Here is a 23,009-nt window from a genome sequence, read left to right as displayed (position 1 = left end):
CGGCGCATCCTTGTTTCAGAGGGCAAGACCGCCCAGCTATTCTCCACAGCACCGAACCAGGGAGCCTTTTCCGCATGCCGGATTCGAAGCCGATCACGCCTGTCATTCTCTCGGGCGGCTCGGGCACGCGCCTCTGGCCGATGTCGCGGCCCGAGCGCCCGAAGCAGTTGCTCTCGTTGACTGCCGAGGAGACCATGCTCCAGCTCACCGCGCGGCGCGCTTCGGGACCGCGGTTCACTGCGCCGATTGTCGTCGCCAACGCCTTCCATGCCGATCTCGTCGAGGAGCAGCTTGCCCAAGTCGACCTGTCGGTACGCGCGCTGATCCTCGAACCGATCGGCCGCAACACCGCGCCGGCGATCGCCCTGGCGGCGGTGGCGGCGGGCAGCGGCAGCGAGCCGATGCTCGTCATGCCGTCCGACCACGTGATCTCGGATGTCGACGCCTTCCACGCCGCGATCGATTCGGCGCTGCCGCTGGTCAACGAGGGCTGGCTGGTCACCTTCGGCATCACGCCGGACTCGCCCGAGACCGGCTATGGCTGGATCAAGATCGGCGAGGAGGAACTCGCCCCTGGCGTCCACCGCGTCGATCGCTTCGTCGAGAAGCCGCCGCGCGACCGCGCCGAAGCCATGCTCGCCTCGGGCGATCATGCCTGGAACGGTGGCATCTTCCTGTTCCGTGCGGACATGTATCTCGGCGCGCTCAGCGTATTCGCGCCCGAGATGCTGGTCGCGGCGCAGCAGGCCATGGACAAGGCGCGGCGCGAAGGCGTGCGGATCTTCCCCGATGCGGAAAGCTTCGCCGCCTGCCCGTCCGACTCGATCGACTATGCGGTGATGGAAAAGGCGCCGCGCGTCGCGGTGGTGCCGGTGGCGATGGGGTGGAGCGACGTCGGCAGCTGGGATGCGCTGCACGCGATCAGCAACCCCGATGCCGGCGGCAACGTCGTGCGCGGCGATGTGGTGGCGATCGAGGCGACCAACTGCCTGGTGCAGAGCGAGCCCGGCAAGCGCGTCGCGCTGGTCGGGGTTCAGGACCTGATCGTCGTGGTCTCGGGCGCCGATGTGCTGGTGCTGCCGCGCGGGCGCAGCCAGGATGTGAAGAAGCTCATCGATGCGATGAAGGACTGAGGCTGCCAGGCCCGCAGGACGCTTTCGGATGCCGTTGACCGCAACGCAGCCGATCGTGCGGAGCGGCTGCGTTGCGATCGGATCCGGACGGTCAGCCGCCGAAGCGCACCCGCACGGTCACGTCGCGGCGCCGGCGGACCATCGTACCGAGCGCGCCGAAGCCCGCGAGCAGCATCGCCCAGCTCGCGGGTTCGGGAACCGCCGAGATGGTGAGGCTGTAGGCCGGACCGGGCGTGTTCGGCGTGAGGGTGAACGTCCCCAGCTTGAAGGTCGGCGCGGCCTCGGTACCCGTGTAGAGGCTGAGACCCGTCGAGACGAAACCGGTGGGGGTGTTGATCAGGCCGAAATTGAAGAAATAGCTCGGGCTGCCGAAGCCCAGGTCGAACGTCGCGGCGACGTTGTCGATGGTGCCGCTGACTCCGGCGAGCACGAAGAAATTCCCTGGATCGACGACCGGCGGAGTCGGCGAGGCATCGAGAACGAACTTGATCGTCTGGCTGCCGGTGATCGAGAATCTGTACTGCGCCGCATTGGCGGGTGAAGTAGCTGCAATTGCTGCAGCACAGCAAGCGCTCAAGAAGAGCGTGCGTTTCATGCAAACCTCCACTAAGTATCTGTTTCCGCGAGATCGTACGCAGTACAAGCGTAAAAGCGCTGTAGTTGTAGCAGATATGCTCGGCAATTTGCAACAAGTGCGCTGGTATTTGTAACCGTTGTGGTGCTGTTGCCGACCGGTCCGGTGTGGGCGGCGTCAGTTCTTGCTGCCGCGATAGGCGGGCAGTCCCCATTTCCAGAGCATCGCCGCGCCGCGCAGCGCGAAGCCCGCAGTGGCGGAGGCGAGTCCTGCCGCATAGGGCGGCAGCCCGAGCAGGCTGAGCAGCACGTACAGCGATGCGGTGAGCGCGGCCGCCGTCACATAGAGTTCGGGGCGCATCAGGATTGACGGCTCGCCGGCCAGCACGTCGCGGATGATGCCGCCGACGCAGGCGGTCACCACCCCCATCACCGCCGCCGGCACCGGCGGGATGCCATAGCCGAGCGACTTGGCGGCGCCGAACGCGGCATAGGCGGCCAGCCCCAGTGCATCGAGCCAGGCGAAGGTACGATCGCTCCACCAATACTGCGGCGTGATCCACACGATCGCCGACATGCCCAGGCACAGCGAGGCGACGGTGGCGTCGTGTACCCAGAAGACCGGCGCGCCGATCAGCAGGTCGCGCACCGTGCCGCCGCCGACCCCGGTGATCAGCGCGAAGAAGGTGGCGGTGACGATGGTCTGCTGGTGCCGCGTCGCGGCGAGCGCGCCGGTGGCGGCAAACACCGCGATGCCGAACAGGTCGAGCCAGGGCAGGATGGGACCGATCTGGGCGGCGACCGAACTGTTCATGTCCTCGCTTTGCCGCGCGGCCTGCCCCCAAGTCAAACACGGGCCTTGGCGAGGAGCCGCCGCTTGGGGCAGAGAGGGGCCATGCAACGTACCGAGTCCCCGCTGATCGCGCTCGCGATCCTCCTGGCGGCGCTCGCCGGCTTCGTCGATGCGCTCGCCTTCACCAGCCTGGGCGGTTTCTTCGCCTCGTTCATGAGCGGCAATTCGACGCGTCTGGGCGTTGGCCTCGGCAGCGGCTCCAGCTATGATGCCGCGATCGCCGCGTCGCTGGTGATGAGCTTCGTGGCGGGCGTGATCCTGTCGAGCGTGATCGGCCGCGCTCGGCCGCATCGCCAGCAGCCGGTGGTGATGGCGGCGGTGACGCTGCTGCTGACGCTTGCCGCGATCGTCGCGACGCTGATGCCCGGGCCCGTCGTGCTGCTGCTGCTCGCCGCCGCGATGGGCACCGAGAACGGCGTGTTCCAGCGCGACGGCGAAGTGACGATCGGCCTCACCTACATGACCGGCTCGCTGGTCAAGATGGGGCAGAAGCTTGCCGGCGCGCTGATGGGCGATGCCGATCGCTTCGGCTGGCTGCGCTATTTGGCGCTGTGGCTCGGCTTCGTCAGCGGGGTGGTGATCGGCGCCGAGAGCCAGTTCCGCTGGGGCTGGAACGCGCTGTGGCTGGCGCCGCTGTTCGCTGCGGTGCTGACGCTGCTGCTGGCGAGCATGACCCGGCCGCGCGGGCGGCCCGATCTCACGCTGGTGCGCTGAGCCGTCAGCGAAACGCCCAGCGCAGCGTCTCCGCGACGCCGCGGGTGCCCAGCCGCACGGCCGGCGCGGCGAGCGGCGGGGTGGAGCGATGGTGCATCTGCCGCGCCCAGCCAGGCAGCAGGTCGATCGCGGCGGCGAAGGTCATCGCCTGGAAGGGCTTGGTCGCGAGATTGGGCGCGGGCTGGTCGAGCAGCAGCCGGGCAACCTCGCGGGTCCGCGCGTCGTAGCGCAACTCGCCCCGCATCGCGGCGATCAGCGCCAGTGCCTCGGCGCGGCTGTGCGGCACCGGATCGGCACCCAGCGCCTCGGCAACTTGTGCGAACTCGGCGAAATAGCGATCCTGATCGGCGCGCGACATGCCGGGCTCGGCATAGCGGATCCAGCTGTCGAGGAAGCTCACCGCCTCGGTCACGTGCACCCAGGCGAGCAGCCGAGGATCGTCGGCACGATAGGGCGTGCCGTCGGGCAGGGTGCCGCGGATATGCGCGTGGATGTTGCGCACCCGCGCGATCGCCGCCTCGGCCTCGTCGCGCGCCGCATAGCTGGTCTGGGCGATGAAGCGCGCGGTGCCGCGCAGCCGACCGAGCATGTCGTGGCGGAACTTCGAGTGATCCCACACCCCGGCCAGCACCGCCGGATGCAGCATCTGGAGCAGCAGCGCCGCGACCCCGCCGACCATCATCGTCGTCACGTCGCCATGCACCCGCCACAGCACCGAATCGCGGGGGAACAGCGCGTCGTCGCTCGGCTGTACCGGCGCTTCGCCACGTGCGGCATCGTTGAACACGGCACGCACCTGGCCGATCATCGCCCGCCGTACGCTGTGGGTTGCAAATGCAACGAAATCCATCTTGCTAAGCTAGGTACTCTGGTAGCGCGAACAAGTTGACCGGGTTCGCTTTGCAGTGCAGCAATCGCGCCCATGGCCACACTCGCGATCACCAACAACCCCGACATCCGCTTCCTCGGACGGCTGCTCGGCGACGTCATTCGTGCCTATGGCGGCGAGGCATTGTTCAAGCGGATCGAATATATCCGCGCGACCTCGGTCGACCGGCATCGCGGCGTGGCGGGGGCGGGGGCGATCGATTCCGGACTGGACCGGCTGAGCCTGGACGAGACGCTCGACTTCGTCCGCGGCTTCATGCTGTTCTCGATGCTCGCGAACCTCGCCGAGGATCGCCAGGGCGTCGCCACCGAGAAGGATGCCGATGTCGCCGCCGCGCTGGAGCGGCTGGCCAAGGCCGGGATCGGCCGCGAGCCGGTGATGGCGCTGCTGGAGCATGCGCTGGTCAGCCCGGTGCTCACCGCCCACCCCACCGAGGTGCGGCGCAAGTCGATGATCGACCACAAGAACCGGATCGCCGAACTGATGCGGCTGCGCGACCAGGGCGTCGCCGAGACGCCCGACGGCGACCAGGTGGAAGAAGCGATCCTCCGCCAGATCGCGCTGCTCTGGCAGACGCGGGTGCTGCGCCGCGAAAAGCTGGGCGTGCCCGACGAGGTCGAGACCGCGCTCTCCTATTTCCGCGACGTGTTCCTGCCGGTGCTGCCGGCGCTCTACGCCCGCTGGGACCGCGCGCTGGGCGACCGCGCGCCGAGCTTCCTGCGCCCCGGCAGCTGGATCGGCGGCGACCGCGACGGCAATCCCTTCGTCACCGCCGAATCGATGCGCTTCGCGCTCGCCCGCGCGGCGGAGACGGTGCTCGACCATTATCTCGAGTCGGTCCACGCGCTCGGCGCCGAGCTGTCGATCTCGACCGAGCATAGCGAGGTGCCCGAGGCGGTGCTGAAGCTTGCCGAGGCCAGCGGCGACACCGGCAAGAGCCGCAGCGACGAACCCTATCGCCGCGCGCTGACCGGCATCTACGCCCGCCTCTCCGCCACGCACGCGCAGCTGGTCGGCAAGAAGCCGGGTCGCCCATCGCCGATCCCGGCCAAGCCCTATGGCCATCCCGCCGAGTTCCGCGAGGATCTAGTCGCCATCGCGCGCGGGCTGGCCGATGGCGGCCCGCTCGCCACCGGCGGCGCGCTCGGCCGGCTGATCCGCGCGGTCGAGACCTTCGGCTTCCACCTTGCCACGCTCGACATGCGCCAGAACAGCGCGATCCACGAGCGCGTGGTGGCGGAGCTGCTCCGGTCGGCAGGCGTGTGCGACGACTATGCCGCGCTCGACGAGCAGGCGCGCATCGACCTGCTCCGTGGCGAGCTCGCCAATGCCCGGCCGCTGACCAGCCCCTATGCCGTCTATTCGGAGGAAACCGCCTCCGAGCTCGCCATCGTGCGCGAGGCGGCGGCGGCGCATGCCCGCTACGGACGCGACTGCATCCGCCATTACATCGTCTCGATGGCGCAGTCGGTGTCGGACCTGCTCGAGGTCCATATCCTGCTCAAGGAAGCCGGGCTGTACGTGCCGGGCGACACGCCGCAGGCGCATATCATGGCGATCCCGCTGTTCGAGACGATCGCCGATCTCGAAGCCGCGCCGCCGATCATGCAGGCCTGGCTCGGCCTGCCCGAAGTCGCCGCGATCGCCGCAGGGCGCGGGCACCAGGAAGTGATGATTGGCTATTCCGATTCGAACAAGGACGGCGGCTATCTCACCTCCACCTGGCAGCTCAGCCGCGGTTCGACCGCGCTCAAGCCGGTGTTCGAGAAAGCTGGCATCGCGATGCAGCTGTTCCATGGCCGCGGCGGCGCGGTGGGGCGCGGCGGCGGGTCGAGCTTCTCGGCGATCCTCGCCCAGCCGCCGGGTACGGTGCAGGGCCGCATCCGCATCACCGAGCAGGGCGAAGTGATCGCCGCCAAGTACGGCAGCCCCGAAAGCGCGATGACCAATCTGGAGGCGATGACTTCGGCAACGCTGCTCGCCAGCCTGGAGCCCGAACAGCTGGCACCTGCCGATGCCGAGCGCTTCGCCGCGGCGATGGACCAGCTCTCCGACAACGCTTTCCGTGCCTATCGCGGGCTGGTCTACGAGACGTCTGGCTTCACCACCTTCTTCCGCCAGATGACGCCGATCGCCGAGATCGCCGGCCTCAAGATCGGCTCGCGCCCGGCGAGCCGCAAGAAGAGCGACGCGATCGAGGATCTGCGCGCGATCCCCTGGGTGTTCAGCTGGGCGCAGGCGCGCGTGATGCTGCCGGGCTGGTACGGCGTCGGCGCGGCGCTCGACGCGTTCGAGGACAAGGGGCTGCTGCGCGAGATGGCCAGCGCCTGGCCGCTGTTCCGCGCGACGCTCGACAATATGGAGCAGGTGCTCGCCAAGTCCGACATGGGCATCGCCAGCCATTATGCCGCGCTGGTCGAGGATGCCGAGCTTCGCGACGCCATCTTCGGCCGGATCAAGGACGGCTGGCAGCAGACGCAGGACGGGCTGCTCCAGGTGACGCGCCAGACGCGGCTGCTGGAGAAGCACCCGCTGCTCGATACCTCGATCCGCTTGCGGCTGCCCTATATCGAGCCGCTCAACCTGCTCCAGATCGAACTGATGAAGCGCCACCGGGCGGGCGAGGCGGATCCGCGGATCGGCGAGGGCATCCTGCTTTCGATCAACGCGATCGCCACCGCGCTGCGCAATAGCGGGTAACCGCCCGGAGCCGGTCCGAAACGCCTGATTAACCATGGTGCCCTAGCGCTGGTCTGCATGGGACCAGGGCACCTCCGCAACGTACGACGCGATTCGCTGCTCGCCATTGGTATGGCGTTGCTGATGGGAATCGCCTGGACGCTGCGCGATCATGCTGCGCTGGGCGCCTTGCGGCTGCCCGATACCGACGATCTGATGCGCCTCCAGCAGATCCGCGACTGGCTGGGTGGGCAGGCGTTCACCGATCTCGCCCAGCACCGGCTGGGCCCGGCGCCGGGGCTGCAGATGCACTGGTCGCGGCTGGCCGATCTGGTGCCCGCGGCGCTGATCCTGGCGCTGACGCCCTTGCTCGGAACGCACGCGGCGAGCGTCGTCGCCGTGGTCGTCTCGCCGCTGCTGCTGTTCGCGGCGATGCTGATCGTGATTGCCGCGATCGCGCGTCGCCTCGGCCAATCCGGATTCGTCGCGGTCATCCTCGGCGCGCTGGCCTTTCCCGCGATCACCCTGTTCACGCCCGGGCGGATCGATCATCACGCGCTGCAGATCGTGCTCGTGCTCGCGCTGCTCCATGCCTGTGTCGGGCGGGGCACGCTGGGGCAAGGCGCGATCGCCGGCATGGCGACGGTGCTGTCACTCATCGTCGGCATGGAGACGGCGCCGCTGCTCGCCGCCGGTGGTGCCGCCATCGCGCTGCGCTGGCGGCTCGATGCCGCCGCGGGCCAGGCGCGGATGGCGGGTTATGCGACCGCGCTGCTGCTGGGCCTGAGCGCTGCCGCCGCGGTCTTCCGGACAAGCGGCTGGGACGTTGCCGCCTGCGACGGCTTCACCGCGATCCTGTGGCGCGCGGCGATGCTGGCGGCGCTGGCGCCCGCGACGATGGCCGTGGGCGGCTTCACGATCCAATCCGTCGCGGGGCGCACCGCGGTGCTGATTGTCGGCGGAGGGCTCGCGCTGGCGGCTGCCGTCGTGAGCGCGCCTGCGTGCCTCCATCCCTATGGGCAGGTCGACCCGCTGCTCGCCCGGCTGTGGCTCGCCCATGTCAACGAAGCGCAGTCGCTCCTCGCGCTGCCGCTCGGCAAGGCGGTCGCCGCCGGGGGCATGGCGCTGGTCGGGCTCGGCGCCGGCATCTGGTTCGCCTGGACGACGCGGACGGCCGCAGCGTGGATCATCCTCGGATTCCAGGTGACGGCGGTCGCGGTTACGCTGGTGCAGGTGCGCGGTGCGCCGCTGGCGGCGCTGACCGCGGTGCCGGCGCTCGCCGCGATGATCGCCGCCGCCCGGCCGCGGGGACCGCTCGCGCTGGTCGTCGCCTGGCTTGCCGCCAGCGGGATCGCCCATGCGGGGCTCGGCGACCGGCTGACCCCCGCCGCGCCTGTCACGGCCGGGCATGGCTGTACGGCTGCCGCCGCCGCGGCGCGCCTCGCCGCGCTGCCCCCCGGCATGGTCGCTGCGCCGATCGATTTCGGCCCGACGCTGCTCGCCACCACCCGCCATCATGTCCTCGCCGGACCCTATCACCGCGACACGCAAGGAAATCGTGCCATGTACGACCTGTTCCGCAGCCCCACCCCCCAGGCGGAAGCGCTCGCGCGGCGCTGGGGGGTGGACTATGTCGCCCTATGCAAGGACGGCTTTGCCGAACTGGGCGCGCGTTCGAAGGATCGCCAGTTGCTCGCTGACAGCCTGATGGCGGGCCAGGTGCCGCCCTGGCTCCGCCAGATCTCCCCGCCGGGCGCGAGCACCCGCGTCTACACCCTCACCCAGCCGGCGCGGCGCACCACCCAGTGAGCGACCGCTGCTGGTGGGAGCGGCGCTGGTTCGCGCTGGCGGCGGTGCTGCTCGGCGCGGTGCCGCTGCTCTGGCCTGCACTTCCCCCGCTGCTCGACCTGCCGGGCCACATGGCGCGCTACCGGGTGATGCTGGACGGCGGCACGTCGGTGCTGGCGACATGGTATGATTTCCACTGGCGGTTCGTCGGCTATCTCGGCGTGGACCTGCTCGTCGCTGCCCTGGCCCCCTGGTTCGGCCTCGAGCCGACGGTCAAGGCGATCGCGGTCGCGATCCCGATGCTGACCGCGACGGGCATCTTGTGGCTTTCGCGCGAGGCGCATGGCCGGGTGCAACCGATGGCGCTGCTCGCGCTGCCGCTCGCCTGCACGCTTCCCTTTCTCTACGGCTTTCTCAACTACACGCTCGCCATGGCGCTGGCGCTCAACGCCTTCGCGCTGTGGCTGCGGCTGACGCGGCAGGGCCGCTTCCGGCTGCGCGCCGGGCTGTTCCTCGGTATCGCCTGGCTGGTGTGGACGGCCCATCTGTTCGGCTGGTTGACGCTGGGTGTGATGGTCTTCGCTTCCGAGCTTGCGCGACACCGCGCCGCAGGATCGGGCTGGAGCCGGGCGATTCTGGGGGCGGGCGTTGCCTGCCTGCCGCTGGCGCCGCCTTCGCTGGTGCTGCTGCGCTGGCATCCCGGTGACGGGGCAGGGGGCAGCGATCTCTGGACCCGCTTTCCGATGAAGCTCGGCTGGTTCGTAACGCTGCTGCGCGATCGCTGGCAATGGCTCGACCTCGCCTCGCTGCTGCTGGTCGTGCTGCTGCTCTATGGCAGCTGGCGCCGGCGCGGGCAGCCGCGCTCGGCCAGCCTCGCCGCGGCGGCGCTGGCGATGGCCGCGCTGTTCCTGCTGCTGCCGTTCGGCACCGCCTATGTCGATGCGCGGATCCTGCCCTATGCGGTGATCCTCGCGCTGCTGGCGGAAGGCACGATGCCCGACCACCGCCGCCTGCTCGCCTGGGTCGGCCTCGGCTTCCTGCTCGTCCGCACGCTGGCGGTGACCGCCGATCTCGCGATCGAGGGGCGCGACTGGCAGCGGCGGCTGGTCGCGCTGGAGCATCTGCCCTTCGGCGCACGCGTCGCCGCCTTCGTGCACAACCGGTGCGCGGCGGGATGGCCGATCGCGCGGCTGAACCACTTGCCGAGCATGGCCGTCGTTCGCCGTTCGGCTTTCGCCAACGACGAGTTCGATCTCGGGTCCACCGGCCTGATGCAGGTGCGCCGCGAAGGGTTCGGCGCGTTCGCCACCGATCCCTCGCAGATCGTCGCCGAGGAAAGCTGCGCCGCCGCCGCGGGCATCCCGACGCTCCGCGCGGCCCTTGCGCGGCTGCCGCGGGGCGCCTTCGACCATGTCTGGCTGATCGATCCGCCCGCCAGCATGCGCGTCGTCGGGGCCGTCCGCGTCTGGAGCGATGGTAGGGACGCCTTGTACCGGCTTGAACCGCAAGGCGGCGCGGCCGCGCGCTAGCCGCCGCCGCGCCTCGCCGACAAGCGCTTGCCGTACCGGCCGCTGGCACACTAAAGCGGCGCGATGGATAACGGGGTTTCGCTGCGCTGGTGGCAGACGCGCTGGTTCGTATTGTTCGCGACGCTGGTGGCGACGGTGCCGCTGCTGTGGCCGGACATCCCGCCGCTCGTCGACCTGCCCGGCCATATGGGCCGCTACCGGGTGCAGCTGGTCTATGACGAGGTGCCGTGGCTGCACGAATGGTATGATTTCCGCTGGCAGCTGATGGGCAATCTGGGGGTCGACCTGCTGGTCTTCCCGATGTCCAAGATCTTCGGGCTCGAACTGGGCGTGAAGCTGATCGTGATCACGATCCCGGCGATGACCGTCGCCGGCTTCCTGATGATCGCGCGCGAGGTGCATGGCCGCATTCCGGCGACCGCGCTGTTCGCGCTGCCGCTCGCCTATGCCTTCCCCTTCCATTTCGGCTTCGTCAATTTCGCGCTGTCGCTCGGCATGGCGATGCTGGCGTTCGGCTGGTGGCTGCGGCTGGCGCGGCTGGGCAAGTTCCAGTTCCGCTCGATGGTGTTCGTGCCGCTGTCTGTGATCATCTGGATCACCCACACTTTCGGCTGGGGCGTGCTTGGCGTGCTTGCCTTCTCGGCCGAGCTGGTCCGCCAGCACGACCTGCGCCGCAACCGCGCGCTGCCCTGGTACAAGGATCTGAAGGACGGCTGGATCGCGCCCCTGTTCTTCGCCGGGCTGCAATGCCTGGTGCTGGCGCTGCCCGCGGTGCTGATGGTGATCTGGCGCGGCGGCGAGCATGTCTCCGGCCAGACCTTCGACTGGTTCAACTGGCGCGCCAAGACCCTGTGGGTCACCCAGGTGTTCCGCGACCGCTGGCAGTTGTTCGACCTCGCCAGCGTCGGCGTGATCTTCCTGCTGATGCTCAAGGCGGTGCGCGATCCGAACCTTCAATATTCGCGCAACCTGGGCCTGTCGGCGCTGTTGCTGCTGTTGGTCTATCTGTTGCTACCGCGCGTGGTGTTCGGATCGGCCTATGCTGACATGCGGATGGTGCCGTTCCTGATCGCGATCGCGATCCTGGCGATCCGGCCCAAGCCCGGCCTGTCGATGCGCGGCGCGACGCTGGTGGCGGTGCTCGGCCTCGCCTTCTTCCTCGCCCGCATCGGCGCGACCACGGCGAGCTTCTACCTCTACGACAAGGCCTATGACCGCGAGCTCAAGGCGCTGGACCATGTGCCGATCGGCGCGCGGCTGGTGAGCTTCGTCGGCGAGACCTGCTACAACGAATGGGCGATGACCCGGCTGCAGCACGTCCCCGGCCTCGCGCTCGAGCGGCGGCTGGCCTATACCAACGACCAATGGTCGATGCCCGGCGGCCAGCTGATGACGGTGCACTACCGCGCCGCCAAGCGCTTCGCCCACGATCCGTCGGAGCTGGTGACCAACGTCCAGTGCCCGCGCGAATGGTGGCGCCCGATCGCGCGTAGCCTGGCGCTCTTCCCGCGCGACGCGTTCGACTATGTCTGGCTGATCCGTCCGCCGGCGTACGACAAGCGCTACGAGCAGGGGCTGATCCCGGTGTGGCGCGACGGACCGAGCGTGCTCTACCGGGTGGACCATGATGTGCCGGGGCCGGGGCTCAACCCCGGCGACCTGCCGATCCCGCGGCCCGAGGCGGTGCTGATCCGCGAGGCCGAAGCGGCGGGCGAACTGCCGGGCAACGGCACCGCACCGCCCTCCTGAGGGCGATCCTCCGTCGCCCTACTCCGCCTTTTTGAACGGCGTCAGCTCTTCCAGATATTCCTGTTCGCGCTCCACCGCCTGCTGCTCGCGCACGAGGAAGTCGGCGACGGCGCGGCGGAAGCCGGGGTCGGGAAGGTAATGCGCCGACCAGGTCGTCACCGGCACATAGCCGCGCGCCAGCTTGTGCTCGCCCTGCGCGCCGGCCTCGACGCGGGGCAGGCCGCGTTCGATCGCCGCGTCGATCGCCTGGTAGTAGCAGAGCTCGAAGTGAAGGAACGGCACGTCTTCCGTGCAGCCCCAATAGCGGCCGTAGAGCGCATCGCTCCCGATCAGGTTGAGCGCGCCGGCGATCGGCCACCCGTCGCGCTCTGCGAAGATCAGCAGCACCTTGTCGCCCAGCGCTTCGCCGAGCATCGAGAAGAAGGGCCGGGTGAGATAGGGGCGGCCCCACTTCCGGCTGCCGGTATCCTGGTAGAAGGCCCAGAAGGCGTCCCAATGCGCTTCGGTGATCTCGGCGCCGGTGAGGCGGCGGATGGTCAGCCCCTCGACCGCGGCGGCGCGCTCCTTGCGGATCGCCTTGCGCTTGCGGCTGGTGAGCGCGCCGAGGAAATCGTCGAAGCTCCCATAGCCGTCATTCTGCCAGTGGAACTGGGTGCCCGTGCGAATCAGCCAGCCTGCCGCTTCGAACAGCGGGACCTGCGCTTCCTCGACGAAGGTGGCGTGGGCCGAGGAGAGGCCGTGCTGGTCCACCACCGCCTCGATGGCGGCGATCAGCGCGGGGGCCTGTTCGGGATCGCGCAGCAGCAGGCGGGGGCCGGGAACGGGGGTGAACGGCACCGCTACCTGCAGCTTGGGGTAGTAGCGTCCGCCGGCGCGCTCCCAGGCGTCGGCCCAGCTATGGTCGAATACATATTCGCCCTGGCTGTGGCTCTTGGCATAGGCGGGCGCAATCGCGGCGGGGGTGCCGTCCGCGCCGTCGACCACGATCGGCAGCGGCTGCCAGCCGGCCTGCGCGGTCGCCGAGCCCGAGGCTTCGAGTAGCGACAGGAAGGCGTGGCTGAGGAACGGGTTGTCGGGGCCCGCACAGGCATCCCATTGCTTTGCCGGTATCGAGGCGACGCCGTCGGCGAGGCGGGCGGTGACGGGTGGGGATCGCACGCGGGACAAGATAGTGCGTCGCGCGGTGGGTGCCAGTGGTTTGTTCTGGTCTCGCTTCCGCCTTCTTCCCCCCTCCCCCCCCCGCGAGCGGGAGGGGGGCGATGGAGCGGACGCGGATCGTTATGCTGGAGGCTACAGGCAGGCCAGCGTTGCCGCGTCGATCGCGCTCGCCGCGCCCTGCAGCGCATAGCCGTCGACGAACGGCACCCCGCCCGTATCCACGCTCTCCACGCTCAGCGCCCGCCCGTCGCGCATCGCGGCAACGATCGCCGAGTCGGTGCGCGTATCGGGTGCCCAGGCGTCGTGGCGGCTGGCGGTGAGCTCGAAGCGCCGCTCGCCCGCGACCAGCATCACCCGCGCATGGTCCGCGCGCGCCCGGCTGAGCCGGACATAGAGCTGATGCCGCACGCCGCGCCCCGGCCAGTTCGCGATGCTGAGATAGGCCTCCCCGCGTCGCGCCAGGTCGGTCGGCCGCGCCACCGCGAAGCAGCGTGTCGGCGCCGTATCGCGAAACGCGCCCCAGCGCTCGAAGATGCCGATCGTCTCGCGCGGCCCCGCCAGCACGAGCAGCGCCAGCGCCAGGATCATGCCGGTGCCGCGCCGCGCCCGGTGCCCAGATGCACCACCGTCTCGACGCCGCCCTCGATCCGGACGATCGATCCCTGCGGCAGGTCCGGCGCTACGGCTGCGTCGAACTGCGGCAGCACGTCGCGGCCGGTCATCACCCCGCGCAGGATGCGGCTTGACATGCCGTGCATGATCACCAGCCGGTCGCCGGCATCGTCGTCGGTATCGGCCAGCCAGCCCGAGACACGGGCGGCGATCGCGTCATACCATTCGCCGCCCTCCGGCGGCCGCGTGTAGAGCCCGTGCTCGGAATCGAGGAAGCTGCCCACTTCGCGCTCCAGATCGGCGTAGTAGCGGCCGCTCCAGCTACCCATGCCGATCTCGACCAGCCGGTCGTCGGTGCGCGTCTGGTGCCAGTCGAGCTCGAGATGCTCGGCGATGATCGCCAGCGTCTGCAGCGCGCGGCCGGCGCTTGAGGCCCAGAGCGTCAGCTTGGGCTTGGGGCCCAGCAGTTCGCGCAGCGCCGCGCCCATCGCGTCGGCCTGGGCGAAGCCGGCGCGGGTCAGCGGGGTATGGGGATGGTCGCCCTGCATCCGCCGGGCGATGTTGAACACGGTCTCGCCATGCCGCGCGATGAAGTCGCGGCCTTTCCGGGTACTGGCCATGGCCAATGTCTCTCGATCGAAACCCCCCGAAACGCAATGCCCCGTTTTGGCCCCGATTCGTTCATGCCCGCGACAGGCCGCAGGGTGCATCGGTCCCCTCGCTCGCGGAAACGCCGGGAGCGAACGGGAGGAAGAACAGGTCGCGGCGCCCGCGGCGGGCCGCCCCTTCCCCTCGGTACCTAGCGTCCAGCCGAAGCCATCAAGGCTTGCGGCTGAAGTCGGGCCGCACCCTGTCGGTGCGGTTTCAGTGAGGAGTATTCGTTATGCGTACCAAGCTTTCCATCGCCATCCTGGCAGCCACCACGGCTTTTGCAGCGCCGGCCTTCGCCCAGTCGCAGGACCAGAGCTTCAACGGATCGCACGCCGAAGTGATCGCCGGCTGGGACCGCGTGAACGACAAGTCGTCCTATGACGCATCGCGCGACGGGGTCACCTATGGCGGCAATATCGGCTATGACATCCAGCGCGGGAGCACCGTGTTCGGCGTCGAAGGCGAAGTGACCGGCTCGACGATCAGCGACCGGAGCAGCAACGTGCTTACCGCCGGCGACCGGCTGCGCGTCAAGGCGGGTCGCGACCTCTATGTCGGCGGCCGCCTCGGCTTCCTCGCAGGCCCGCGCACGCTGATCTACGCCAAGGCCGGCTACACCAACGCGCAGTTCATCACCGACTATGATTCGCCGGCCACCGCCACCGCACCGGCGCTCTCCTTCCGCCAGCGCGACAATTATGACGGCTGGCGTCTTGGCGCGGGTGCCGAGTTCAAGCTGACCGACAAGGTCTTCGCCAAGGCGGAGTATCGCTATTCCAACTATGGCTCGCAGACCAACGGCGTCGATCCCGAGCGTCATCAGATCGTCACGGGCCTGGGCGTCCGCTTCTGATCGCCGAAAAGGCCGTCTGACTGTGGAAAAGAGGGCCGGGGCAGCTTGCTCCGGCCCTTTTTCGCGTTAAGGGTACGTCATGGCGCATTGCCACCGGCCGGGTCATGCCGGGTAGAAAGCAGGGCGACGGCCCGGGGGTTTGAGGTACATGAAGGCGACGATCGAACGCGCAACTCTGTTGAGGGGCCTGAGCCACGTCCAGTCCGTGGTCGAGCGGCGCAACACGATTCCGATCCTGTCCAACGTGCTGATCGATGCGCAGCTCGGCGGCACGATCCGGCTGATGGCGACCGATCTCGATCTGCAGATCGACGAGACGATCCCCGCCGCGGTCGACCAGGTCGGCGCGACGACGGTCTCGGCGCACACGCTGTTCGACATCGTCCGCAAGCTGCCCGAGGGTTCGCAGGTGGTGCTCACCGCGGCCGAGGGCAAGCTGACGGTGGTCGCCGGCCGCGCCCGCTTCCAGCTCGGCACGCTGCCGCGCGACGACTTCCCGATGATCGCCGAGGGCGAGCTGCCGACCACGTTCGAGCTGCCGGCGGAGACGCTCAAGCAGATCATCGACAAGACCCGCTTCGCGATCTCCACCGAGGAGACGCGCTATTATCTGAACGGCATCTTCTTCCACGTGACCGATGATGCCAGCCGCATGCTGCGCGCGGCGGCGACGGACGGCCACCGGCTGGCGCGCGTCACCGTGCCCTGCCCGGACGGCGCCGATGCGATGCCGGGCGTGATCGTGCCGCGCAAGTGCGTGGCCGAGCTGCGCAAGCTGCTCGACGAGGTCGACGGGTCGGTGGGCGTGTCGCTCTCGCCCTCGAAGATCCGCTTCGATCTGGGCCAGGCGATCCTCACCTCGAAGCTGATCGACGGCACCTTCCCCGATTACAGCCGCGTGATCCCGACCGCGAACGACAAGCTGCTCAAGCTCGATCCGAAGAGCCTGATGCAGGGCGTCGACCGCGTCTCGACCATCGCGACCGAGAAGACCCGCGCGGTGAAGATGGCGCTGGAGCGCGACAAGGTCGTGCTCTCGGTGACCAGCCCCGAGAACGGCGTCGCGGCGGAAGAAGTCCCGGGCGAATATGCCGCGATGGGCTTCGAGATCGGCTTCAACAGCCGCTATCTGATGGACATTCTCGGCCAGATCGAAGGCGATCTCGTCGAAGTCCATCTGGCGGATGCGGCGGCGCCGACGCTGATCCGCGAGAATGATTCGTCGCCCGCGCTCTACGTATTGATGCCGATGCGGGTCTGATCCCGCACCGGTTTTCCGTTCAAATTCAGCGGTATGTCCATGGTTGACGGCCGCTTTCCAGCGCACCCCGCGCTTTCCCCGGCTATGTCGGTCGTTTCTTTGCGACCATAGGCAGGGCCAAGCCCCGAGGGTCGCACTTACGGGACTTGGGTCGGGCGGCGGATCTCCCTGGATCCGTCGTCCGCCTCAAACGGATGGCTGCGCGCGTTGAAACGTTCTGGTCCGCGTGCTATTAACAGTCGTGTCAGTTAGAGGGATCGGACTGCATGGCGACCAAGGCTCCGCAACCGTTGCTCAACCCCGGCGTGCCGCTCAAACGCGAATGGGGCACGGCCTTGTCGGCGCTGCGCAAGCTGCTCGCCAATGGCGACGATACCGAACAGGTCTTCAAGATCATGCGGGCGCTGAACGGCGATGTCAGCCAGCGCAATTATCGCAAGCTGCTCACCGTGCCCGGCGGCGGCAAGCTCGCCTATCGCCGGCTCGAGTTGTCGCAGCGCCTGTCCGACCGCAGCTGGATCGACAGCTTCGCCCCCGGCACGCTGGGTGCGGCCTATCGCGACTTTCTCGATTCGACCGGCTATTCGGCCGACGGGCTGGTCCAGGTCAGCATGGTCGAGGGCGGATTCCAGGGGATCGAGGTCGAACACCCCTATGCCTGGATGGGCCGGCGCGAGCGCGACATCCACGATCTCTGGCACGTGCTGACCGGCTACAAGGCCGATGAGCATCTCGGCGAATTGTGCCTGGTCGCCTTCTCCTATGCGCAGACCGGCGGCACCGGCTGGGGCTTCATCGCGATCGGCGGCGCGCTCAAGAGCATCCGCACCACCGGGCGGCTCGATTGCGTGAAAGCGATTTGGGAAGGCTATCGCCACGGCAAGCGCGCCGGCTGGCTCCATGCCGAGGATTACGAGAAGTTGCTCGAGGAGCCGCTGGAGGCGGCGCGGGCGCGGCTGGGGATCACCGAGCCGAAACAGTATCGCATTGCCCAGGCAAAGCTCGCCGAGGCGGGGATCGGCGCACTCTAGATCAAAGAAAAGGGCGCCCGGCGAAGGCCGGACGCCCTTTCTTCGTTTCGGTGGCCTTACTTCGCGGCCGGAGTCGCTTCCGGTGCCGGAGCGGGCGCGGCAGGCGCACCCTCGGTCGGGGCTGCACCGGCCTTGTCGCCGGCGGCCTTGGCGGCTTCGAGCGCCTTGTTGGCCTGGTCCTCGATCCGCTTGCGCAGCGCGGCGCGGTCGAGCACCTGCGGCAGCGCGAACTCGCTGGCGGGGATCGCGCCCGGCTTGACGCTCTGCAGCGTCAGCGCTTCGCCCAGGCGGAGCACGGCGCCCTTGGCGATTACGTCTTCCAGCACCTTCTCGGCCTTCGGCACGCTGGTGAACACGGTCGCCATGCGCGCGCCGGTCAGCTTGGTCTGCATGCCGATCGCGGCGGCGATGTTCTTTAGGCGGCTGTCGTCGCTGACGACGATGCGGATCGAATCGCCCTGCGGGTTGCCCTTGGGCTGGACGCTCCAGATCGTGCCCTTCTGGTCGCCGACCTTCTCCTCGCCGACCTGGACCGCTTCATAGTCCGGGTCCTGCGGCAGCGGCTGGGGCTTCATGCCCTTGGCCTTGGCGATGTCCTGCGTCGCGCCGACGAAATCGGCGAAGCTGGCGGCGAACTTGTCGTTGCCGTCGGTGATCACGACATAATCGGTGCCGCCCTTGTGGATCAGCGTCTGCGGGCCGGCTTCCACCTTGGCATCGCCATTGGCGGCAGCCTTGACGGTGATCGTGCCGCGGCCGCCGGCGGCGGCGTAGGTGGCGGTCACGTCCTCGGGCGCCTTGGAGCAGGCCGCGACCAGCGCGAGCGCGGCAATCGTAACAGTCTTGCGGAGCATGTGTTTCTATCCCTTCGCCCTGATCTATCGGCCAAGCGGTGTTCGTGGGCAAGGTGCTGCGCTACAGCCCCAGTCATGGCCGTCAAGCGTCTCCTGCTCACCGACTTCCGCAACCACGAAGATGCCCTGCTGACCCCGGGAGCGGAGTTCGTCGTGCTGAGCGGCGAGAATGGCGCGGGCAAGACCAATATCCTGGAGGCCGTGTCGCTGCTCGCCCCCGGCCGCGGCCTGCGCGGCGCGCCGCTCAGCGAAATGGCGCGGCAGGGCGGGGCGGGTGCATTCGGCATCGCCGCCACGCTCGACGAAGCCGAGATCGGCACCGGTACCCGCGCCGACGCGCCCGAGCGGCGGATCGTCCGCGTCAACGGCGCGACCGCCGCGGCGACCAGCCTGGCGCAGTGGTTGGTGGTGCTGTGGCTCACCCCCGCGATGGACCGGCTGTTCCTCGAAGCGCCGGGCGACCGCCGTCGCTTCCTCGACCGGTTGACGCTGGCGCTCAACCCCCGCCACGCGCACGAGGCGACCCGCTACGAAGCCGCGATGCGCGAGCGCAACCGGCTGCTCGCCGACGAACTGCCGCCCGATCCCGCCTGGCTCGATGCGCTGGAAGCGCGCATGGCCGAGCATGGCGCCGCGATCGACGCCGCGCGTCGCGATGCCGTGGCTGCGCTGGGTGCCCGGCTCGCCGACCAGCCTTCGGGCCCCTTCGCCCGTGCCGGCCTCGCGCTGGAGGGCTGGCAGGGCGACGCGCCCGCGCTCGCCGCCGCGCTGCGCGACGGCCGTCGCCGCGATGCCGCGGCCGGGCGCACGCTCACCGGCCCGCATCGCGCCGATCTGCAGGTGACGCATCTCGACAAGGCCCAGCCCGCGCATCTCTGCTCCACGGGCGAGCAGAAGGCGCTGCTGCTCGGCATCGTGCTGGCCCATGCCGAGCTGGTCGCGGACCGGGTCGGCACCCCGCCGATCCTGCTGCTCGACGAGGTCGCCGCGCATCTCGATCCCGGCCGGCGCGCGGCGTTGTTCGAGCGGCTGGCCGGGCGCGGGCAGGTGTGGATGACCGGCACCGAACCTGCGCTGTTCGAAGCGGTCCCTGCCAGCGCCACCCGCTTCCGCGTCGCTGATGGCAGGGTGGAGCCGGCGTGATTCGGCGCGTCTCCACAGACGCTTGTGCGGTCCCTACATAGAGGTCGTGCCCGCCGATCTCCCCGCACCTCTGGCCGACTGGTTCACCGCGCGCGGATGGGCGCCGCGGCGGCACCAGCGCGACATGCTGGCAGCGGTACGGGCGGGGCGGCATGCGCTGCTGGTGGCGCCCACCGGGGCAGGCAAGACGCTGTCCGGCTTCCTGCCGACGCTCGCCGAGCTCATCGAGGCGCCCGCCGAGGGGCTGCACACGCTCTACATCTCGCCGCTCAAGGCGCTGGCGGTGGACGTGCAGCGCAACCTGCTGACCCCGATCGAGCAGATGGGCCTGCCGATCCGGGTCGAGACGCGCACCGGCGACACGCCGCACGAGAAGAAGGTCCGCCAGCGCGCCCGCCCGCCGCAGGTGCTGATGACCACCCCCGAATCGCTCAGCCTGCTGCTGTCCTACGAGGACAGCCTGACGATGTTCGCCGGGCTGAAGACCGTGGTGATCGACGAGATCCACGCCTTCGCCACCGGCAAGCGCGGTGACCTGCTGGCGCTGGCGCTCGCCCGGCTGGAGCGGCTGGCGCCGGGCTTCCGCCGGGTCGGGCTCTCCGCCACCGTCGCCGATCCGGATGGGTATCGCGCGTGGCTCGCCCCCTATGGCGACATCGATGCGGTGACGCTGGTGCAGGGCGAGAAGGGCGCCGATCCCGACATCGCCATCCTGCTGCCCGAGGGCCGCGTGCCCTGGGCCGGGCATTCGGGCATCTATGCCATCCCGCAGGTGATGGCGGAGATCGAGACGCACAAGACGACCATCGTCTTCTGCAACACGCGCGGCCTGGCCGAGCTCGTCTTCCAGCAGCTGTGGAAGGTCAACGATCTCAAGCTGCCGATCGGCGTCCATCATGGCAGCCTCAGCTTGGAGGCGCGGCAAAAGGCCGAGCAGGCGATGGCCGACGGGCGACTGCGCGCGCTGGTCGCCACCGCCAGCCTCGACCTGGGGGTCGACTGGGGCGATGTCGACTGCGTGATCCAGATGGGCGCGCCCAAGGGCTCGTCGCGGCTGCTACAGCGGATCGGCCGCGCCAACCACCGGCTCGACGAAGCCAGCGAGGCGGTGCTGATTCCGGGCAACCGCTTCGAATATCTGGAGGCGCGCGCCGCGCTCGATGCCGTGGAGGCGGGCGAGCTCGATCCCGACATCTTCCGCCCCGGCGCGCTCGACGTGTTGGCGCAGCATGTGATGGGTTGCGCCTGTGCGGCCCCCTTTCTGGCGGCCGATATGCTGCAGGAGGTCCGCGCAGCATTGCCCTATTCGGCGCTGAGCGAGGAAGTGTTCGACCGCGTCCTCAATTTCATCGCCGACGGCGGCTACTCTTTACGCGCCTATGACAAGTTCAAGCGGCTGACCCAAGGCAAGGACGGGGTCTGGCGCGTCACCCAGCCCAGTTTTGTTGCGCAGCATCGGCTCAACGCCGGGATCATCGTCGAGTCGCCGATGCTGGAGGTGCGGTTCAAGAACGGCAAGCGGCTGGGCAAGGTGGAGGAGGGGTTCGCCGCCTCGCTCTCGCCCGGCGACACCTTCTTCTTCGGCGGCTTGGCGCTCGAAGTGGAGCGGGTGGAGGCGACCGACCTGATCGTCCGTGCCACCGCCAAGCAGGCGCGGGTGCCCAGCTATATGGGCGCGCGGCTGGCGATCACCGCCAACTTGGCCGATCGCGTCCGGTCCTTTCTGTTCGATCGCGGCCAATGGGCGCGCTTTCCCGCCGATGTACGCGAGTGGCTGGAGACGCAGGACCGACGGTCGACCCTGCCCGCGCCGGGCCAGCTGCTTGTCGAGACCTTCCCGCACGAAGGTCGCCACCATCTGGTCATCTACAGCTTCGAAGGCTGGAACGCGCACCAGTCGCTCGGCATGCTGGTCACGCGGCGGATGGAGGCGATGGGGCTCAAGCCGCTGGGCTTCGTCGCCAACGACTATGCGCTGGCGGTGTACGGGCTGGAGAAGATCCTCGATCCGCGCCCGCTCTTCTCGCCCGACATCCTGGAACATGAATTCGTCGACTGGGTGCAGGGTTCGGCGCTGCTCAAGCGCGCCTTCCGCGAAGTGGCGATCATCGGCGGACTGGTCGAGCGTCAGCATCCCGGCAAGAAGAAGACGGGGCGGCAGGTCACCTTCTCCACCGACCTGATCTACGACGTGCTGCGCAAATACGAGCCCGATCATCTGCTGCTCCGCGCGGCCTGGGAAGACGCGCGCGCCAAGATGACCGATGTCGGCCGACTCGCCCGGCTGCTCGACGAAGCGGGCGCGCGGATGCTCCATGTCGATCTGGATCGGGTAAGCCCGATGGCGGTCCCGGTGCTGATCATGATCGGCCGCGAATCGGTCGCGCAAGGCACCACCGAAGACGCGCTGCTCGAAGAGGCGGAGGCGATCGCGGCCGAGGCGATGCGGCTCGATTGACCCCGTTCTTTTGCGGGATTGCTGCGCAACATCGACAGGCGTATGTTCTTCCAATGTTCGGAGTCTCGTCCTCGCTGGTCATGTGGGCCTTGCCGCTCGGCCTGCTGTCGAGCGGGCCTCTGTCAGGGCGGACCAATCCCGAAACGGCGCCCGCCGCCGGCCAGCCCGATGCGATCCAGCTGGCGCTGGGCGAGACCAGCGCGCGGCTCACCGTACCGGTCGCCATCACGCAGCAGGGACCGTATAATTTCATCATCGATACCGGCGCCGAGCGCACCGTGGTGTCGCGCGAGCTGGCGACGCGGCTGGGGCTCGCCGCGGGTGCTGCGGTCCATGTCACCTCGATGACGGGGCGCAGCCTCGCGACCACCGTGATCGTGCCCGACCTCAAGATCGAATCGATCGGCACCTCGCATCATATCATCGCGCCCGCCTTCGAGGCGCGGAATATCGGCGCCGCCGGGCTGCTCGGTATCGACACGCTGCGCGATCACGAGGTGACGATCGACTTCGACACCGGCACCATGGCGGTGCGCCCCAGCGTCAAGCGCAAGCGGAACGCGAAGCACGCCGCCGACGAGATCGTCGTTTCCGCCAAGGACCGGTTCGGCCAGCTGATCGTCACCGATGCCTATTATGGCAATGCGCGGGTGCAGGTGGTGCTCGATACCGGATCGCAGGTGACGATGGGCAATGACGCGCTGCGCCGCAAGGTCGGCAGGAGCGTCGGGGTGCTGCAGACGATCGAGCTGACCAGCGTCGACGGCGGCACCACCCTGGCGCAATATGGCCAGGTGCCGGCGATGCGGGTGAGCAATGTTGCGTTCGATGCGCTGCCGGTCGCCTTTGCCGAGGCCGAGCCGTTCAAGCGCTTCGGGCTCACCAAGCGGCCGGCGATCATGCTCGGCATGGATGCGATGCGCAGCTTCCGGCGAGTCGAGATCGATTTCCCCAACCGGCAGGTGCGCTTCTTCCTGCCGCGGGGCATGCGCGACAAGCGCGCCGATTTTGAGGCGCCGCTGCTGCCGCCGGGCCTGCGCAACCCAGCCCGCGATTGACTTTACCGGCCGGGTCTGATTGG

Annotated in this window: 20 protein-coding genes; 13 read left to right on the top strand and 7 right to left on the bottom strand. The window is 68.9% G+C overall.

Annotated features, from left to right (window positions below; translation table 11 throughout):
* Positions 1–74: 74 nt before the first annotated feature.
* On the top strand, positions 75–1,133 hold the full coding sequence (locus CA234_RS08200) for a mannose-1-phosphate guanylyltransferase/mannose-6-phosphate isomerase (RefSeq protein WP_206431128.1): 1,059 nt from the start codon (positions 75–77) through the stop codon (positions 1,131–1,133).
* Between the two features lie 91 nt (positions 1,134–1,224).
* On the opposite strand, the gene CA234_RS08195 is transcribed toward CA234_RS08200, so the two are convergent.
* Positions 1,225–1,563, bottom strand: coding sequence for a PEPxxWA-CTERM sorting domain-containing protein (locus CA234_RS08195; protein ID WP_164521748.1), 339 nt, complete (start codon positions 1,561–1,563; stop codon positions 1,225–1,227).
* A 55-nt stretch (positions 1,564–1,618) separates the two neighbouring features.
* Here CA234_RS08195 and CA234_RS24285 point away from each other — a divergent pair, with 55 nt between their 5' ends.
* Positions 1,619–1,843, top strand: coding sequence for a hypothetical protein (locus tag CA234_RS24285; RefSeq protein ID WP_164521747.1), 225 nt, complete (start codon positions 1,619–1,621; stop codon positions 1,841–1,843).
* 41 nt (positions 1,844–1,884) lie between these two features.
* Here the strand turns inward: CA234_RS24285 and CA234_RS08190 are convergent, their stop codons facing one another.
* A complete protein-coding gene (locus tag CA234_RS08190) occupies positions 1,885–2,520 on the bottom strand; it encodes a trimeric intracellular cation channel family protein (RefSeq protein ID WP_126001340.1) in 636 nt (211 codons plus the stop codon).
* An 81-nt stretch (positions 2,521–2,601) separates the two neighbouring features.
* On the opposite strand from CA234_RS08190, the gene CA234_RS08185 reads away from it, so the two are divergent.
* Complete coding sequence (locus tag CA234_RS08185; protein ID WP_126001339.1) at positions 2,602–3,273, top strand: YoaK family protein; 672 nt, start codon at positions 2,602–2,604, stop codon at positions 3,271–3,273.
* Between the two features lie 4 nt (positions 3,274–3,277).
* Here the strand turns inward: CA234_RS08185 and CA234_RS08180 are convergent, their stop codons facing one another.
* Complete coding sequence (locus tag CA234_RS08180; protein ID WP_241213368.1) at positions 3,278–4,081, bottom strand: oxygenase MpaB family protein; 804 nt, start codon at positions 4,079–4,081, stop codon at positions 3,278–3,280.
* 114 nt (positions 4,082–4,195) lie between these two features.
* Here CA234_RS08180 and ppc point away from each other — a divergent pair, with 114 nt between their 5' ends.
* The 4 genes from ppc (at position 4,196) to CA234_RS08160 (ending at position 11,907) form a co-directional block, all read left to right on the top strand.
* Complete coding sequence (gene ppc / locus CA234_RS08175) at positions 4,196–6,862, top strand: phosphoenolpyruvate carboxylase (protein ID WP_126001338.1); 2,667 nt, start codon at positions 4,196–4,198, stop codon at positions 6,860–6,862.
* 111 nt (positions 6,863–6,973) lie between these two features.
* Positions 6,974–8,650, top strand: coding sequence for a hypothetical protein (locus CA234_RS08170; protein WP_241213367.1), 1,677 nt, complete (start codon positions 6,974–6,976; stop codon positions 8,648–8,650).
* Positions 8,647–10,158: a hypothetical protein gene (locus CA234_RS08165; protein ID WP_126001336.1), complete on the top strand. Its 1,512-nt coding sequence runs from the start codon at positions 8,647–8,649 to the stop codon at positions 10,156–10,158. Before CA234_RS08170 ends, CA234_RS08165 begins: the two co-directional genes overlap by 4 nt.
* Positions 10,159–10,221: 63 nt before the next feature.
* Positions 10,222–11,907, top strand: a complete 1,686-nt coding sequence (locus tag CA234_RS08160; RefSeq protein WP_125975058.1) for a hypothetical protein — start codon at positions 10,222–10,224, stop codon at positions 11,905–11,907.
* A gap of 18 nt (positions 11,908–11,925) precedes the next feature.
* Here CA234_RS08160 and CA234_RS08155 read toward each other — a convergent pair whose 3' ends face one another.
* From CA234_RS08155 to CA234_RS08145, 3 genes are all read right to left on the bottom strand, one after another.
* On the bottom strand, positions 11,926–13,065 hold the full coding sequence (locus CA234_RS08155; protein WP_126001335.1) for a GNAT family N-acetyltransferase: 1,140 nt from the start codon (positions 13,063–13,065) through the stop codon (positions 11,926–11,928).
* A gap of 132 nt (positions 13,066–13,197) precedes the next feature.
* Positions 13,198–13,653: a hypothetical protein gene (locus CA234_RS08150; protein ID WP_126001334.1), complete on the bottom strand. Its 456-nt coding sequence runs from the start codon at positions 13,651–13,653 to the stop codon at positions 13,198–13,200.
* Entirely contained in the window at positions 13,650–14,297 is a 648-nt protein-coding gene (locus CA234_RS08145; protein WP_126001333.1) for a histidine phosphatase family protein, read from the bottom strand. The genes CA234_RS08150 and CA234_RS08145 overlap by 4 nt, the downstream gene beginning before the upstream one ends.
* Before the next feature lie 263 nt (positions 14,298–14,560).
* Here CA234_RS08145 and CA234_RS08140 point away from each other — a divergent pair, with 263 nt between their 5' ends.
* From CA234_RS08140 to CA234_RS08130, 3 genes are all read left to right on the top strand, one after another.
* A complete protein-coding gene (locus CA234_RS08140) occupies positions 14,561–15,181 on the top strand; it encodes a porin family protein (protein ID WP_126001332.1) in 621 nt (206 codons plus the stop codon).
* A 148-nt stretch (positions 15,182–15,329) separates the two neighbouring features.
* The gene (gene dnaN, locus CA234_RS08135) at positions 15,330–16,442 is read left to right on the top strand and encodes a DNA polymerase III subunit beta (RefSeq protein ID WP_121072435.1); all 1,113 of its coding nucleotides are present in this window, start codon (positions 15,330–15,332) and stop codon (positions 16,440–16,442) included.
* 266 nt (positions 16,443–16,708) lie between these two features.
* Positions 16,709–17,473 (top strand): Coq4 family protein, encoded by a 765-nt coding sequence (locus CA234_RS08130; protein ID WP_126001331.1) that lies wholly within the window; start codon positions 16,709–16,711, stop codon positions 17,471–17,473.
* A 56-nt stretch (positions 17,474–17,529) separates the two neighbouring features.
* Here the strand turns inward: CA234_RS08130 and CA234_RS08125 are convergent, their stop codons facing one another.
* Positions 17,530–18,327 carry a hypothetical protein gene (locus tag CA234_RS08125; RefSeq protein WP_126001330.1) on the bottom strand — a complete coding sequence of 266 codons (798 nt, stop codon included), beginning with the start codon at positions 18,325–18,327 and terminating at the stop codon, positions 17,530–17,532.
* 75 nt (positions 18,328–18,402) lie between these two features.
* On the opposite strand from CA234_RS08125, the gene recF reads away from it, so the two are divergent.
* The 3 genes from recF to CA234_RS08110 are packed head-to-tail and all read left to right on the top strand — an operon-like array spanning position 18,403 to position 22,986.
* Positions 18,403–19,470 carry a DNA replication/repair protein RecF gene (recF, locus tag CA234_RS08120; RefSeq protein WP_126001329.1) on the top strand — a complete coding sequence of 356 codons (1,068 nt, stop codon included), beginning with the start codon at positions 18,403–18,405 and terminating at the stop codon, positions 19,468–19,470.
* A 46-nt stretch (positions 19,471–19,516) separates the two neighbouring features.
* Positions 19,517–21,928: a ligase-associated DNA damage response DEXH box helicase gene (locus tag CA234_RS08115; RefSeq protein ID WP_126001363.1), complete on the top strand. Its 2,412-nt coding sequence runs from the start codon at positions 19,517–19,519 to the stop codon at positions 21,926–21,928.
* A 53-nt stretch (positions 21,929–21,981) separates the two neighbouring features.
* Positions 21,982–22,986: a retroviral-like aspartic protease family protein gene (locus CA234_RS08110; RefSeq protein WP_126001328.1), complete on the top strand. Its 1,005-nt coding sequence runs from the start codon at positions 21,982–21,984 to the stop codon at positions 22,984–22,986.
* Positions 22,987–23,009 lie beyond the last annotated feature (23 nt).

Source organism: Sphingomonas sp. ABOLE (assembly GCF_003950455.1).
GTDB lineage: Bacteria > Pseudomonadota > Alphaproteobacteria > Sphingomonadales > Sphingomonadaceae > Sphingomonas > Sphingomonas trueperi.
This window is presented reverse-complemented; position numbering and strand designations above follow the sequence as displayed.

Coding starts and splice junctions, on each gene's coding strand:
- ppc (WP_126001338.1), top strand. CDS start 4,196: ATGGCCACACTCGCGATCACCAACAACCCCGACATCCGCTTCCTCGGA.
- CA234_RS08150 (WP_126001334.1), bottom strand. CDS start 13,653: ATGATCCTGGCGCTGGCGCTGCTCGTGCTGGCGGGGCCGCGCGAGACG.
- CA234_RS08180 (WP_241213368.1), bottom strand. CDS start 4,081: ATGATCGGCCAGGTGCGTGCCGTGTTCAACGATGCCGCACGTGGCGAA.
- CA234_RS08125 (WP_126001330.1), bottom strand. CDS start 18,327: ATGCTCCGCAAGACTGTTACGATTGCCGCGCTCGCGCTGGTCGCGGCC.
- CA234_RS08185 (WP_126001339.1), top strand. CDS start 2,602: ATGCAACGTACCGAGTCCCCGCTGATCGCGCTCGCGATCCTCCTGGCG.
- dnaN (WP_121072435.1), top strand. CDS start 15,330: ATGAAGGCGACGATCGAACGCGCAACTCTGTTGAGGGGCCTGAGCCAC.
- CA234_RS08140 (WP_126001332.1), top strand. CDS start 14,561: ATGCGTACCAAGCTTTCCATCGCCATCCTGGCAGCCACCACGGCTTTT.
- CA234_RS08200 (WP_206431128.1), top strand. CDS start 75: ATGCCGGATTCGAAGCCGATCACGCCTGTCATTCTCTCGGGCGGCTCG.
- CA234_RS08130 (WP_126001331.1), top strand. CDS start 16,709: ATGGCGACCAAGGCTCCGCAACCGTTGCTCAACCCCGGCGTGCCGCTC.
- CA234_RS08190 (WP_126001340.1), bottom strand. CDS start 2,520: ATGAACAGTTCGGTCGCCGCCCAGATCGGTCCCATCCTGCCCTGGCTC.
- CA234_RS08160 (WP_125975058.1), top strand. CDS start 10,222: ATGGATAACGGGGTTTCGCTGCGCTGGTGGCAGACGCGCTGGTTCGTA.
- CA234_RS08110 (WP_126001328.1), top strand. CDS start 21,982: ATGTTCGGAGTCTCGTCCTCGCTGGTCATGTGGGCCTTGCCGCTCGGC.
- recF (WP_126001329.1), top strand. CDS start 18,403: ATGGCCGTCAAGCGTCTCCTGCTCACCGACTTCCGCAACCACGAAGAT.
- CA234_RS08170 (WP_241213367.1), top strand. CDS start 6,974: ATGGCGTTGCTGATGGGAATCGCCTGGACGCTGCGCGATCATGCTGCG.
- CA234_RS08145 (WP_126001333.1), bottom strand. CDS start 14,297: ATGGCCAGTACCCGGAAAGGCCGCGACTTCATCGCGCGGCATGGCGAG.